This window comes from Catenuloplanes japonicus, assembly GCF_000717135.1.
GTDB classification, from domain to species: domain Bacteria; phylum Actinomycetota; class Actinomycetes; order Mycobacteriales; family Micromonosporaceae; genus Catenuloplanes; species Catenuloplanes japonicus.
Window position 1 is genome coordinate 204,463 of record NZ_JNXY01000001.1, and the last position, 14,455, is coordinate 218,917.

At 71.4% G+C, this 14,455-nt stretch carries 11 protein-coding genes; 4 read left to right on the top strand and 7 right to left on the bottom strand.

The genetic code is table 11. The features are described 5' to 3' along the window. The first annotated feature begins 34 nt into the window (after positions 1-34). Positions 35-661, top strand: coding sequence for a TetR/AcrR family transcriptional regulator (locus tag OP04_RS01010; RefSeq protein ID WP_198153644.1), 627 nt, complete (start codon positions 35-37; stop codon positions 659-661). 258 nt (positions 662-919) lie between these two features. Beyond that, complete coding sequence (locus OP04_RS01015; protein WP_033337513.1) at positions 920-1,339, top strand: hypothetical protein; 420 nt, start codon at positions 920-922, stop codon at positions 1,337-1,339. A 148-nt stretch (positions 1,340-1,487) separates the two neighbouring features. On the opposite strand, the gene OP04_RS52840 is transcribed toward OP04_RS01015, so the two are convergent. The 4 genes from OP04_RS52840 to OP04_RS01030 all read right to left on the bottom strand — a co-directional run bounded on the left by OP04_RS52840 (position 1,488) and on the right by OP04_RS01030 (position 6,199). Next, a complete protein-coding gene (locus tag OP04_RS52840) occupies positions 1,488-1,934 on the bottom strand; it encodes a hypothetical protein (RefSeq protein ID WP_198153645.1) in 447 nt (148 codons plus the stop codon). A gap of 145 nt (positions 1,935-2,079) precedes the next feature. Beyond that, positions 2,080-2,898, bottom strand: a complete 819-nt coding sequence (locus OP04_RS51305) for an alpha/beta fold hydrolase (protein WP_085066123.1) — start codon at positions 2,896-2,898, stop codon at positions 2,080-2,082. Positions 2,899-3,172: 274 nt separating this feature from the next. Then, complete coding sequence (locus OP04_RS01025; RefSeq protein WP_033337515.1) at positions 3,173-5,437, bottom strand: hypothetical protein; 2,265 nt, start codon at positions 5,435-5,437, stop codon at positions 3,173-3,175. A 96-nt stretch (positions 5,438-5,533) separates the two neighbouring features. Next, complete coding sequence (locus OP04_RS01030; RefSeq protein ID WP_033337516.1) at positions 5,534-6,199, bottom strand: TetR/AcrR family transcriptional regulator; 666 nt, start codon at positions 6,197-6,199, stop codon at positions 5,534-5,536. Between the two features lie 100 nt (positions 6,200-6,299). On the opposite strand from OP04_RS01030, the gene OP04_RS01035 reads away from it, so the two are divergent. Further along, complete coding sequence (locus OP04_RS01035; RefSeq protein ID WP_033337517.1) at positions 6,300-7,214, top strand: SDR family NAD(P)-dependent oxidoreductase; 915 nt, start codon at positions 6,300-6,302, stop codon at positions 7,212-7,214. 61 nt (positions 7,215-7,275) lie between these two features. On the opposite strand, the gene OP04_RS48965 is transcribed toward OP04_RS01035, so the two are convergent. The 3 genes from OP04_RS48965 to OP04_RS48970 form a co-directional block, all read right to left on the bottom strand. Continuing rightward, positions 7,276-8,064, bottom strand: coding sequence for a hypothetical protein (locus OP04_RS48965; protein ID WP_051796895.1), 789 nt, complete (start codon positions 8,062-8,064; stop codon positions 7,276-7,278). A gap of 206 nt (positions 8,065-8,270) precedes the next feature. After that, positions 8,271-9,908: a serine/threonine-protein kinase gene (locus OP04_RS01045; RefSeq protein ID WP_033337518.1), complete on the bottom strand. Its 1,638-nt coding sequence runs from the start codon at positions 9,906-9,908 to the stop codon at positions 8,271-8,273. Between the two features lie 147 nt (positions 9,909-10,055). Next, the gene (locus tag OP04_RS48970; protein ID WP_051796896.1) at positions 10,056-11,909 is read right to left on the bottom strand and encodes a diguanylate cyclase domain-containing protein; all 1,854 of its coding nucleotides are present in this window, start codon (positions 11,907-11,909) and stop codon (positions 10,056-10,058) included. Positions 11,910-12,141: 232 nt separating this feature from the next. Between OP04_RS48970 and OP04_RS01055 the strand changes: the two genes are divergently transcribed. Continuing rightward, positions 12,142-14,445, top strand: coding sequence for a putative bifunctional diguanylate cyclase/phosphodiesterase (locus OP04_RS01055; RefSeq protein ID WP_051796897.1), 2,304 nt, complete (start codon positions 12,142-12,144; stop codon positions 14,443-14,445). The last annotated feature ends 10 nt before the right edge of the window (positions 14,446-14,455 follow it).

A 14,455-nucleotide genomic window follows, 5' to 3' on the forward strand; every position in this document is an offset into this window, starting at 1 on the left:
GCGGGCGCTCCACTTGCGTCGTTATCCTGGTGGAGTGGCAGATCTACGCGTCGACGCGGAACGCAATCGCGCCCGGCTCATCACTGCCGCCCGCGAGGTCTTCGCCGAACAGGGCCTCGACGCCTCGATGAACGAGGTCGCCCGCCGGGCCGGCGTCGGCGTCGCCACCATGTTCCGCCGCTTCCCCACCAAGGACGACCTGATCACGGCCGTCTTCGCGGACAAGATGCACGCCTACGCCGCCGCCGTCGACGACGCGCTCGCCGACCCCGACCCCTGGCACGGCTTCTGCACCCACGTCGAACGCATCTGCGAGATGCAGGCCGACGACCGCGGCTTCACCGATGTACTCACCGTCGTCTTCCCGACCGCCAAGGCGTTCGAGGCGCTCCGCGACCGGGCCGGCCTCGGCTTCCAGGAACTCATCGTGCGCGCCAAGGCCACCGGCCACCTCCGCCAGGACTTCGTCCACCAGGACATGATCATGATCCTGATGGCCAACGCCGGCGTCCTCACCGCGACCGCCCAGTCCGCGCAGGACACCTGGCGCCGCCTGGTCGGATACCTCATCCAGTCCTTCGCCACCGAGGCCGCCGCCCCGCTGCCCGACCCGCCGACGCCGCCTCAGCTCTACCGCGCGCTGCTCCGCCAGAAGCGCTGATTTTCGTCGGTCGCGGCAGCCCTGCCCAAGGCGCGTCTCAACCCCAGGATCTATGACCACAAGATCAAGATCTTGCTTTCCCGCTTCCAGCGTGGTCGCGGTCCGCATGCTCCCGCGGGCAAACCTCGCGTCGGGCTCCGCTGGCGCTCCGCTCGTCGCTCGGAGCCAGTTCCGCCGTGGTCAGGGGCTCCCTAGCGTGTGGACGTGCCCTTGCCGCAGCGCAGTAGCGTGGCGCTTGCGGTCCGAGGAGGTGGGCGAATGTTCCTGATCGCGGTCATCGCCGTCTACGGCTACATCATCGTCCTGTCCCTGTGGGCGATGCGGGTCCAGCTCGCTGCCGCCCGCACCCGCCACCACCCCCACGACCACCCCGCAGCGTCCCACCTCTTCGAGCGCAACTCGCACGCCGCCGTCGCCGCCTGGCTGACCGGCTCACTCGCCGTCCGCCTGCTGCAGTTGCTCGTCCCCGTCCCACTCTGGCTGCTCGTTCCGCTGACCATCCTGGCCGCGCTGCTCACCCTGCCCATCGCGCACTTCGTCTGGCGGATGGCCCGGGAGGATCTGCACAATTGGTACATCGGCGGCCTCAACCGCTTCAAGACCGCCATCCTTGCCACCTGCGCCGCCATCGTCTTCCTCGACCAGCCCTGGCGCGTGATCACCCTCTTCTGGTTCTGACCTCGCTGCCGATCGGGCCTGGTCCGCGATGAATGAGGCTTTAGGTGCCAGCCCTGGTCTGCGCCGCGAACCTGGCTCTCGATGATTGCGTGCTCTCGAACGCTGGATCGGGCCACGCGATCTGTGTCAGGTGCTAATTGGAAGCGGATCATTCAACTAATGCCGGATCTGTGGTCGCGGACCGAGTATTGAGTGCCGTATTGCGGACGCTTGAGCGTTTGTGTTGCTTTACCCGAATCCGCACGATCTCATCGGCTGGCAGTCGCTCTGCGTATGCCGCGAATTCTTCCAGCCAGTTCAGAATCGACTCGTCGGGCAGATTTCTAAGCTGGCGTTCGCGCAGTACGACCGGCCTCAGGCTGTTCCACACCTCAACGTAGCGCCGACGCAGCAGTACGCCCATGAATCGTCTGTCGATGATGCCGAGTTGGGCGAGTATCGCGTACAGCTGGAAAAAGTAGCCCACCGCGTAGACTTTTCGCTGAGCTTCGTCGTTCAAGCCGGAGATGCCTCGCTCGCTGGACAGTTTCGGGAGTTCCTCGCATACGAACTCGTAGTCCCGATGAAATTCGAGTGATCGGAATTCCTGCAGCATGTCGACGAGTGGGCCGACGTAGTTGCTGTGCCGTTGGGCTTTATGCTGGCTTCGGATGAGCCAGGCGGAAACTCCAGTTGCAAAGATCGACACTACGACAGCGCTAATGTTGACTATGATCGACGGGTCTGGCACTGTAACCTCGCTACCGATCGGCTGGATGGGTTCCTGCGGCGAATGACTCAATTAGCGGGTTAAGTAGGTCGGGCCGTTGGAGATGCGGCCAATGCCCGTTGCAGTGAGGCTTAAGGTCCACGGTGGTGATGTTCGGGTTGAGGGCTCGTAGTGTCGCGAGGTCTGTCTGCCTTCGGCTGCGAATGTATCGCGCGGGTATCGGACAACGTTGCCACAGAACGGTTGGATCTGTGAGTAGAACTTCCCTCCATAAGGGTCGGAGAACGTGTTCTGGAGTCGACCTTATGGTCGTGAAGACGTGATTGCGGAACTCGACGGCAGCGCCATCATCGCGCCCCCAGGAGTCGGTCATCGCCTGAATGAAGGCCGCCCTCCAGTTGTTGGCCTCCGCCTCGTGGAATGTGCGTTCGTTTGCCTCCCGCGCCGCTGAGGACAAGGCCGTATTCGTATCGATCACAAATATTTTGCATACAAGGCTGGGATATCGCACTGCAAGATCGATGGCAATGAGGCCTCCGGCGCTGTGGCCGACGACCATGGCGCTCTCTTTGTATCGCTCGGCCAGTTTGTGGGCAACAAGGTCGGCAATGATCGCCAGCTCGGACCGCGGATAGCGTCCTGCGGGTGGAAGTTCGGGTGATCCGCCGTGGCCGGGAAGATCAATGGCGAGGAGTCGAAGACGGGGATCAAGTCCGGCGAACTGAGGCCCGAACTGGCTGCGTTCGCACGCCAGGCCGTGTAAGAAAACGACTGGTGGATCGAATGTGCCGTCGGTTGGCAATCGTTCGGTCGCGGCAAGTCGATCACTAAAGCCAGCAAGTGACTCCATGGAGTCACCGTAGGGTCCCGATGCAAGTGTCGAGGGTGTGGCGCTGGTTTGAGAGGTCAAGTAGGCATAATGGTGGTAAGTCTTGATTGATGCTGATCGATCGATTGAAATATATGTGATCGTGTCTCGGCAGGCGCCGGATGAGATCGTCGAGGCGATCCTGTACGCGGCCGTGCGCGCAGGTTCACGCAGTCCGTCAACGCGACCTCGCGGCGAAGGAAGTCCTCGACACGGCGCCCAACGTCGCTTCTGGGACTACGACGGCGACCTGACGTCACCGCTGTCGGGGCGGGAGCTGAGACAGGCGGTGGAGGGTGCGGGTGTAGGTGCGGTGGTCGCCGGTCTTGAGGGCGCGGTCGATGACGCGGCTCCAGCAGAGGCGGGCGGTGGTGTGGTTGCCGGCGGCGAAGGCCAGGTCGCCGTCTAGTTCGTCCAGTTCGGGGTCGTACTGGGTGGTGCCGGAGGCGGCGGCGCGGGCGGCGGTCAGCGCGGTCACGGCCTCGTCGAGCAGGCCGAGTGCGAGGAGTGCTTTCGCCCGGACGGTGTGGACGCGGCCGGCGTTGCGGCGGTCGGTGGTGTGGGTGGTGGCCTCGTCGGTGGCGGCCAGCGCGTCGGCGGGGAGGCCGGCCTTGACCAGGACGTTGGCCAGCATGCGGGCGTGGATGCCGCGGGAGTACGACCAGCCGGCGGCGCGGTCGGAGGTGAGCGCGTCGCGCAGCAGGGCGGCGGCACCGGCCAGGTCGCCTGCTTCCTCGGCGAGGCGGGCGCGGAACTCGGCCAGGGACGAGTCGAAGCGGGTGGTGTCCAGGCCGTCGGCGCGGGCGGCGGCCAGGAGATTGTGGGCGGAGTCCAGCAGGTCGGCGGCGTCGGCGGGGTGGCCGCGCAGCAGGGCGATGCGGCCGCGGAGCGCGGTGAAGCGGGCCTGGGCGAGCGGCGCGCCGAGTGCGACGGCGGCGGTGACGCCGTGGGTGAAGGCCTCGTCGCAGCGTTCGTGGTGGCCGCGGTGCAGCAGCAGGACCTCCAGCGTGCCGCACAGGCGCAGGACGTCCTCGAAACGGCCTCGGTGCAGGGCCTGCGCGGTCAGCGTGAACAGGGTGCCGGCGGAACCGGCCAGCCAGTCCAGCGGCGCGGTGGCGAGCGGCCAGCGCACGTCGTCCGGCACGGGGTAGGGGCGCAGCCGGTCGGGGCGGGTGAGTGCGACGTCCGCGGCGATGCCGAGCGTGACGTGGTGGTCGAGCAGGCGCAGCAGCGCGGCGTCCGCGTCGGGCCCCGGCGGGACGGGCAGCAGGTGGGGGCGGCGCCGGACCAGGCTGGGCAGCCGCAGACGGCCGTCGGGGGCGCGGTCCAGCAGGGCCAGGTCGTCCAGTTCGGTCAGCGTGGGGGTGGCGAACGGGCCCAGCATGACGGTCGCTGCCGCGCGGGTGAAGGCGTCGCCGGGGTGCCGGGTGAGCAGCGCCAGGCCGGCGGCGGCGCCGGGGCTCAGCTCGCCGAGCGCGCGGGAGACCATCAGGTCCAGGAAGTCGTCCGTGTGCAGCGTGTCCAGCTCCGCGGCGAGCGCGCCGGGCTCACCTGTGCGACGGCTCAGGCGGGCGGCGATCTGCTGGATGCCGTAGGGCAGGCGGTCGCACGCGTCCAGCAGACGCCGGGCCGCGTCCGGTTCGGCCGCGAGCATGGCCGGGTCGACGCGGGCGGCGAGCATCTCCCAGGCGCCGTCCGGGTCGAGGCCGCCGAGCGGGACGATCGACTGCGGGCGGGAGCGGCGGAAGTCGTCGCCGAGCCGCCGCGTGCTGACCAGCACGCGCGCGGCCGGGGACACGCCGATCAGCGGCGTGATCTCGGCCTCGCCGCGCGCGTTGTCCAGCAGCAGCGTGTACCGTCCGCGCGCCAGCGTCCGCGCGTAGCCGGCACCGGACGGCAGGCCGAGCTGGCGCAGGATCTCGCGCCGCGCCGCGTCCAGGTCGAGCTGGTCACCGAGGCGCAGCGCGTCGTGGTCCAGGTCCAGGTAGGCCACCGCGTCCGGGGCCGAGTCCGCGGCCACCCGCCACAGCAACGCGGTCTTGCCCGACCCCGGAGGACCACCCAGAAACCAGGTCCCGGGTACGGCCATGCGCGCCCGCACCGCAGCCCGGTCATGGAACGCGGTCGCGGGCAGTGCGGTCACCGGCCCGGCGGGCAGCGGCAGCGCGTCCGCGATCGCGGCGGCCAGCGCGGGCTCACGCGCGATCGCCCGCTCGATCTCCGCGGTCAGCGCCGCGATGTCGATCTCCCCGGAGATCGTCGCCGGTGGATCGGCGGGCGTGGCCGGCGCGTCGCGTGTTCCGGCCCGAGGTGGAGCGGAGTCGGTCACGGAGGATGTGGGGGGAGTTCCGGCCGTACCCTCGATGGCTTGTGAAGGTCCGCCGGGACGGCGGGAGAGGCGCGGAATGCGGGACCTGAGCAGGGTCAGGAGGCGGCCGGCGCCGGAGACGGAGGCGCCGAGCGCGGCCGCGGCGATGGTGCGGGCCGCCTCACTGGCGAGGATCGCGCCGATCTCGATCACCGGAACACTCCCGAGACTCGACAGCCACCAACGGTGAGGCGACGCTAGCACGGTGTGCGGGGGCGCGGTCGGACTGTCCGGGGTGGACGGAAGGTGTCAGGGCCGGGGCAGCACGCCGACGAGCGCGGCGGTGAAGGAGAGCTGGAGGGCGTCGCGCAGGTCCAGGTGGAGTGCGCCGAGTGCGGGCTCGTCCGCGTAGGCGGCGACGAGGCTGGGCGGCGGCGGGACGTAGGCGGACAGCGCGCCGGCGGAGACCAGGCTCATCAGGCAGAACAACTGCGCGCCGTCGCCGAGCTCGGGCAGGTGGTGGCGCATGAGCGCGGCCATGGTGTCGAGTCGCGCGAGGGAGGAGCGTTTGTGCTGCTTGACGACCTCGACCGAGACGTTGTGCTCGAGGACGCCGCCCTGGGCGCCGAAGAGGTCGCAGAGCACCACGCGTGCCGCGAGCGTCCGGCTGAGGATCTCGGCCAGCTGACGTGCGCGTGCCTCCGGCGCCGCGTGTGGTGCGATGCCGGCGGCCAGCTCGGAGGTGAGCTCGGTGAGCCAGTCGCCGAGGAAGACGTCCAGCAGTTCGAGGAGCACGGCCTCGCGTGATTCGAAGTACCGCAACACGTTCGACTTGGCGAGGCCGACGCGGCGGCTGAGTTCGTTGAGGCTCACGTCGGCCACGGGCATCTCGTCGAGCATCGCGGCGGCCGTGTCCAGGATGGCCCGGCGGCGGATCTCCCGCTGCTCCTCGCTGCGCGCGCGTTGAAATGTCACGCTCCCACCCTAGCTTAAAGACCGGTGGTCCCTTGACAGAAGACCGCCGGTCTTTTACGTTGAACGAAATAACAGACCGATGGTTCTTTAGGAGTGCGTCATGAGCAGGAACTGGACCGAGCAGCACGTCCCCGGCCAGCACGGGCGGGTGGCGATCGTGACCGGCGCCAACACCGGGCTGGGCTTCGAGACGGCCCGGATGCTGGCCGCGCGCGGGGCGGCCGTGGTGCTGGTCGTCCGCGACGTGGAGAAGGGCCGGCAGGCGGCGGCGCGGATCGACGGCGACGTGAGCGTGCAGGCGCTCGATCTGACCTCGCTGGACTCGGTGCGGGCGGCGGCGGAGGACCTGCGGGCGGCGCATCCGCGGATCGACCTGCTCATCAACAACGCCGGCGTGATGTATACGCCGCGGCGGACCACGATGGACGGGTTCGAGCTCCAGTTCGGGACGAACCATCTCGGGCACTTCGCGCTGACCGGGCTGCTGCTGGACCGGATGCTGCCGGTGCCCGGCTCGCGCGTGGTGACGGTCAGCAGCACCGGGCACCGGATCAACGCGGCGATCCACTTCGACGATCTGCAGTGGGAGCGGTCGTACAGCCGGACCGGCGCCTACGGTCAGGCCAAGCTCGCCAACCTGATGTTCACGTACGAGCTGCAGCGCCGGCTCGCGCCGCACGGCAGCACGGTCGCGGTCGCGGCCCACCCGGGTCTGTCCAACACCGAACTCGCCCGGCACACGCCCGCCGCGCTGCGCGTGCCGGTCACGCTGCTCGCGCCGCTGCTCACCCAGGACGCCTGCATGGGCGCGCTGCCCACGGTGCGCGCCGCCACCGACCCGGGCGTGCTCGGCGGGCAGTACTACGGCCCCGGCGACCGCGGCGAGATCCGTGGCTATCCGAAGCTGGTCACCTCCAGCCCCGATTCCCTCGACCGCGTGACGCAGCAACGCCTGTGGACCGTCTCGGAACAGCTCACCGGCGTGACGTTCCCGCTCACTCCCACCCTGCGATGACCGCGCGACGCGACGGGAGCGCGACGCGCTGCCCGGGGCCGGGCAGCGCGTCGGGCGGGGGTCAGGCGGGGTTCTTGGTCACCCATGTGCCGGAGGCGTCGGCGGTGACCTCGAAGGCCTGGCTGCCGCCGGCGTTGAAGTCGAGCATGCAGTCGTAGCGGCCCGCGCCGTCCGAGTCCACGTCGGTCGCGACGCAGGTGGCGCCGGTGACCGTCACCGGGGCGCCGGACCGGTCCACGAAGTCGCCCTCGCGCACGATCGACTGCTCGAGCGAGGTGGAGGTCACCGCCTCGCCGCCGGACGTGGCCAGCTGGATGATGCCGAAGAGCAGCCATTGGGCGAGGAGCGTCAGGCCGAAGGCCACCCAGTACTTCTGCGTCGGTGCGCCCATCTCCCGTGCGCGCCGGGCGCGGCGGGAGGCCGAGAGTGCGCCGAGGATGCCGAAGATCGCGGTGAACAGGATGACCGGGCCGAAGCCGGGCGCGTCGCCGGCGTAGGGGCGTCCGCTCGTCTGGAGGTAGCCGACGGGAGCCGTTCCGGGCGGGCCGAAGGCACCGGGCGGGCCGTAGCCGGGCGGGCCGTAGCCGGGCGGGGGAGCCTGCGGTGGCGGGAAGCCGCCGTAACCCTGCGGCGGCGCGGCCGGACCACCGAGAAACTGCTGGTACCCCGGCGGCGAGGCCGGCCCGCCGAGATACTGCTGGTATTGAGACGTGCCGGGACCCTGCTGGTAGCCCGGGGCCGCACTCGGACCGCCGGAGTGCGACGCGGGAGGGCCGCTGGAATACGGCGCGGGCGCGCCTGGACTGCCCGAGTACGGCGTGGCCGGATCGCCGGAGTACTGCGATGGCATCTGTTGCCCTGGATGGGCGTTGGCCGACGGGGACGGACTCGGGGGCCGGTAGGCCCCGTCGTGGCCCGACGACCCGTGGTGCTGCTGCCGGTCTGTCTGTGGTTCAGTGGTCATTGACTACCGCCCGCATGTTGATGGTGACGTTGCGTCAAGGGCTCGCAATCGGTTGCGGTGCGGTGGAGCTGAGGCGAAGCAGCGGAACGGTGTCAGGACCGGCTGTCCACCGGGACAAGACGGGAACCCAGGCGGAGCATGTCGAGGCGGACCGCCGGATCCTTCAGGTGGAGGTAGGCGAGGGAGGCCAGCACCGCGGGATCGTCGACGTCGGCGGTGAGCGTGAAGAGCACGCCGTCCCGGGAGAGCGTGTGGCAGCGGGAGTCACGGTCGACGCCGGTGACGAGCACGGCGGACGGCCAGGCGGACAGCAGCACCTCCGCGTCGCGGCGCCAGGCGCGCGGCGACGTGTGCACGTCGGCGCGGACCACGGTCGCGCCGGTGAGCTGGCCGTGGGTGGCGGTGGCGAGGTCGGCGATCACGTGGCGGTGGTCGCGCTCGTCGCGGGACGGCGGCGCGTCCAGGAACGCGGGGAAGCGCCGCAACGCCGCCACCCCGTCCGTGACCAGCGCGTCCACCACGTAGGCCGGCACCGGCGACGCGGTGGCCGACGGCGCGGTCGGCGGCGGCAGCACGGCCGGCGACGACGGCTCGGGCAGGCCGAGCAGCCGGTAGATCAGCGGCCGCAACCTGCTCGCGCACGCGCCGGGCGAGTCCACGACGCCGGCCGGCACGTACCCGCTGGTCGGTGCCCGGCCGGAAGACCATGCCACCCCGGCATCGGGAGGAGCCAGCGCGCCCCGGACCTGTGCCAGCAGGTCCCCGCCCGGCGTCAGTCGCGGCGCGCGCGCCAGCAGCGACTCCATCGCCGACCCCGGCACCACCGTCGGACCGCCGCCCGCCAGCAGCAGGGGCCGTCCCAGCAGCGCCGCGTACAGCGACAGCGACCCCGCATCGGACACGACCAGGTCGGCCGCGGTCAGCGTGGCCTGCCAGCCGTCCTCGGGCGAGATGACGCGCAGGCCGGCGGCGGTGGCGCGGGAGAGCCAGGCGCGGACCTGCCAGGGGCCGTGGGCGGACCAGATGCCGGGGTGCAGGACGGCGGCGACGGCGAACTCGTCGGCGGGCAGCGCGGCGGCCAGTCGTTCCGGGAGGCCGGGTGCGAGACCCAGCAGGCTGTCCGGACCCCAGGTCGAAGCAAACACCACGAGGGTACGCTCGCGCGCTCCCAGCCCGCCCCGGTAGAGCGGCACGCGGTGGCGGCCGGCCAGCATGCGGTCCAGGCAGGGATCGCCGACCACGACGGCCCGTGCGGCGGCGGGCGGGCAGGCGGCGGCGAGGACGGGCAGCTCGCCGGGGTGGGTGAGCGCGATCGCGGCCGGGACGACGCGGCCCTGGTGGGTCAGGCGGTCCGGGTCCATGCCGGAGATCGTGGTCGTGCCCGGGTAGTACTTGTGGAAGCCGAGACCGTGCGGGACCAGCAGGATCGGGGCGTCGAGCTCGTGCAGGCGGTCGTTCTCGCTGGCGGCGACGGCCAGGTCGAAGCGGCGGGAGACCGCCTCCTGCCAGGTGATGAGCGGCGCGGCCAGGCGGTGCAGGAAGCCGGGCGTACCCGCGGAGAAGATGGGTGGATTGTCCGGGTCGTGAGTGAAGACCGTCTGGATGCGGCGGTCATCCGCGGTGAGCGTGAGCACGTCCAGCAGACGGGTGAGCGTGACGCCGGTCCGGACCACGACCAGCAGCGTGTGCGACGGCCGCAGCGTGGCCCACGCCGACGACGGCGAGATCATCTAGAGCCGGCCGAGGCCGGGCGGGCGCGGGCGGTCCTCCGGGAGCGGAGGCCAAGATCCAAAGACCCCGCCGACCCGCCGACCCGCCGACCCGCCGACGGGTTCAACGAGGGAGTCGGGCGGGGCGCAGCGGGCACGCGACAGAGACTAGCTCGCGGCCATCGCGTCCCGGCCGCCGCGCTTGGCGCGGTACATGGCCGCGTCCGCGGTGCGCAGCAGCCCGTCCGTCGAGGTCCGGGTGCCGATCGCCACGCCGACGCTGGCGCCGATCTGCAGGCTGTGCCCGTCGATCACGGCGGGCTGGGTGACGGCGGCGCGGATCCGGTCCGCGGTGGCGTCCGCGAACTCCTCCGTGGTCGGCGACAGGATGACCGCGAACTCGTCGCCGCCCAGCCGCGCGACCGTGTCGTAGGGCCGCACGCAGCGGCGCAGCCGTTCCGCGACCATGGCCAGCACCTCGTCGCCGACGTGGTGGCCGAGCGTGTCGTTGATGGCCTTGAAGCCGTCCAGGTCGATGGCGAGCACGCCGACCAGCGCCTCCGGGTCGCCGGCCGCGGCCGGGCCGCGCAGCTTGCGGTGGAAGAGCAGCCGGTTGGCCAGGCCGGTCAGCGCGTCGTGGGTGGCGTCGAAGCGGAGCTGGTCCTGGAACGCGCGGGCCTCGGTGACGTCGCGGGCGTTGCAGATGTAGCCGCGCACGTTCTCGTCGTGCAGCCGGTTGGTGCTGGTCACCTCGAGCCACCGCCAGCTGCCGTCCGCGTGGCGTACCCGCAGCTGGGTGGTCTGGACCGCGGCCGGGTCGGCGGGCAGCGAGACCGGCTCGAGGTCGTCCGGGTGGACGAGCGCCTGCAGCGTGAGGCCGGTGAGCTCCTCGGGCGCGATGCCGAGCACGCGTTGCACGGCGGGGCTGGCGTACGTGATGATCGTCTGCGCGTCCGCCACGATGGTGATGTCGGAGGCGTGCTGGACCAGTGCCCGGAACCGCGCCTCCTGTTGCGCGATCGTGTGCAGCAGCGCGCCGTTCTCCGCGAGCGCGGCCAGCTGCCGGGCCACCACCAGCGTGGTGATCACGATGGCGCCGGCCACGATGCCCCAGGCGCGCGGTGACAGCTCGGCACTCCACAGCACGGAGACCAGCAGCGCGTAGGTGGCGGCGACCGCGACGTACGGCAGCAGGCTGACCTTGCCCTGGCGGCGGGCGATCCCGGACGCGGCGCCGTGCCGCATGCCCAGCTCCTGGATCTTCGGCGCGAACGCCATCAGCACGCACGGCACGAAGCTGGCCGCCATCGCGAGGTTGTAGTGCCCGGCCTCGGTGAGCGTGCCGCCGACCGCGATGCCGGCGCCGGTCATGGTGACGCCGATGATGCCGACCGCGGCCGCGCCGCGGGTGAACGGCGGGTTCCCGCCGAGCGCGAGCTTGAGCACGCCGAGCGCGCAGATGAGCATGCCGGCCGCGCCGGCCACGGTGAGCATGAGCCGGGGGAGACCGGCGCCGCCCGCGCCGCTGACCGAGTAGACCCAGATGAACGCGCCGACCGCGGCCAGGATGATCACGGCGTCGAGCCAGAAGCGGAGGCGCTCGCCGCGGCGTACCGTCGCGATGGGGTGGGTGATCATGGCCCAGAGCGGGAGTGCGACACCGGCGGCGAGGAAGGCCAGCTGCACGGGGCCGCCGGTGATCGCCTTCTCCGGGGTGGCGCCGACCGCGATGACGGCCTGGTAGCTGTCGCCGATGGAGAACAGCAGCGTGGCGCCGGCCATCGACCGCCAGAACCGGCGGGTGGCGGGGACGGCCCCGGACATCCTCCAGATCTGCCACGAGGTGAGGCAGATGGTCAGGTCCAGCACGACCTGGGCCGGCCAGAACAGCCGCACCATGCCGTCCAGGTCCGCGAGCGGCACCAGGTACCAGACCAGGCCGAGCACGGTGAAGACGACGAGGCCGACGAAGAGGGGGTCGGTGAGCGCGGCACGGCGCACGACGCGCTGCCCTGTGCCCATGCAAAGCCCCCCGATGATGGTTCGTCTGTGACCGCATCATCGCGCGTAGTAAGCCTGACCTGAGGGCCTGTCGTTTTTCTGATTCAACTTCCCGGGGGTACGGGTGGGCGGGGCCACACGGAAATCGCCCAGGCTGGGAGGATCTTCCCGGGGGATCGCGCGGCTTCGGCGTACCCCCGTGCGGGTGTGATTTTCGCGAAAGATGCCGGGGGATCGGCCGATGGGTCCGAGCATGACGGGGAGGACGCACGCCGGGACGTGGCAGCTGCCGCGGCCCGTGTTCGCCGCGTTCGTGATGCTGGGCGTGCTTCTGCTGGTCCAGATCGTCGTCGAGGTGCCGCCGGCGGTCCGCCGCTGGCTGGGTGAGGACTGGTTCGGCGGGGAGATCCTCACCGACACGCTCTACCTGCTGCCCGCGCTGCTGGTGCTGGCCCGCGCCTGGCGTCCGGAGACCGGTCGCCGCGAGCGCGCCGCCTGGACGCTGCTCGGCACCGGCCTGGTCAGCTACGCGGTCGGGAACGGCTACTGGTACACGTGGATCCGGCCGCTGGACCCGGAGCCGCTGGTCACGTTCGCCGACCCGCTGTGGCTGATGCTCTACCCCGGGTTCTACGCGGGCCTGATGCTGCTGCTCAAGGACCGGCTGCCGCGGATGAGCCCGTCCGCGTGGCTGGACGGCGTGATCGCCTCCGCGTGCGCGGCCGCGTTCGCGTCGCTGCCGTTCCTGGCCACCGTGGCCGCGGAGCCGGGCACCACCATGCTCGCGCTGATCGTGAACTTCAGCTACCCGGCCGCGGACATCGCGCTGGCCGGCTGCGTGCTCGGCGCGTGGGCGCTGACCGGGTGGCGCACCGAGCCGATGTGGCTGCTCATGGTGGCCGGCATGACGCTGTTCACGGTGGCGGACGCGGTCTACCTGGTCGAGCTGTTCCGTGCGGTGGATCCGCTGCCGGGCTGGATCGAGCCGCTCTGGACGCTCGGCCTGGCCGCGATCGCGGGCGCGGCCTGGCAGCGCCCGGAGCGCCGCCGCCAGCGCCAGACCGGCCGCATGTGGGCCTCGGTCGCGCTCCCGGCCGTGTTCGCCTGTGCCTGCATGACGCTGCTGCTCTACGGCTCGTGGCAGTACAGCGCCCTGCCGCGCGTCTCCAGCGTGCTCGCGGCCGTCGCGATCTCCGCGGCCGTGCTGCGCATGCTGCTCACCGTGCGCACGGCCGAGGCACTGGCGGACGCGCGCCGCGAGGCCCGCACGGACGACCTGACCGGCCTGCCGAACCGCCGCCTGTTCGTCGAGCGGTTGCAGGAGGAGCTGCACGGCCGTCCGGCGCAGCAGCCGCTCACCGTGGCGCTGCTCGACCTGGACCGGTTCAAGGAGGTCAACGACAGCTTCGGCCACGACGTCGGCGACCGGCTGCTGCAGCTGGTCGCGGCGCGGCTGTCCGGCGCGCTCGGCGACCACGTGGTGCTGGCGCGGCTCGGCGGCGACGAGTTCGGCCTGGTCATGCCGGATCAGGGCGAGGAGGAGGCGCGGGAGACCGGTCTGGCCGCGCTGGAGGCGCTGCGCGCGCCGTTCGTGCTGGACGAGGTGGCGCTGCACGTGGACGCCAGCATCGGTGTGGCCGCGTTCCCGCGCGACGGCGCAGATCGGCCCACCATGCTGCGCCGGGCGGACGTGGCGATGTACGCGGCGAAGTCCGCGCACACCCGGCTGGCGTTCGCGGCCGGCCGCGACGACGAGGAGGCCCGGCACCGGCTCACCACGCTGGAGGAGTTCCGGACCGGGCTGTCCCGCGGCGAGCTGCTGCTGCACTACCAGCCGCAGGTCGCGGTCACGCCCGGCCGCGAGGTGGTCGGCCTGGAGGCGCTGATCCGGTGGAACCACCCGGTCCGCGGCCTGGTCTTCCCGGACTCGTTCCTGCCGATCGCGGAGAGCGCCGGCCTGATGGACCTGGTCACCGCGGAGGTGCTGGACCTGGCCTGCCGGCAGTGCCGCGAGTGGCGCAACGCGGGCCTGGACGTCTCCGTCGCGGTCAACCTGTCCCCGACGAACCTGCTCGACCCCGCGTTCCCGGCGCGCGTCGCCGAGGCGCTGGACCGGTACGGCCTGCCGCCGTCCGCGCTCGACCTGGAGATCACCGAGGGCGTGCTGATGAAGGACGCGGACACCTCGCTGCGGCTGCTCACCGCGCTGCGCGCGCAGGGGCTGCGGATCGCGGTCGACGACTACGGCACCGGTTACTCCAGCCTGTCGTACCTGCAGCGGCTCCCGGTCGACGACCTGAAGCTGGACCGCGCGTTCGTCGGCGCGTGCGACACCGACCCGCGCAGCGCCGCGATCGTGCAGAGCACCGTGGGTCTCGCGCACAGCCTGGGCCTGCGGATCATCGCGGAGGGCGTGGAGAACGAGGAGGTCTTCGCGTGCCTGGCCGCGTACGGCTGCGACGTCGCCCAGGGTTACGGCATCGCCCGCCCGGCCCCGGCCGACCGCGTCACCGAGTGGCTGCGCGACCACACCGCACGCTTGCGCACGCCCGCCTGACCGGGTCTCG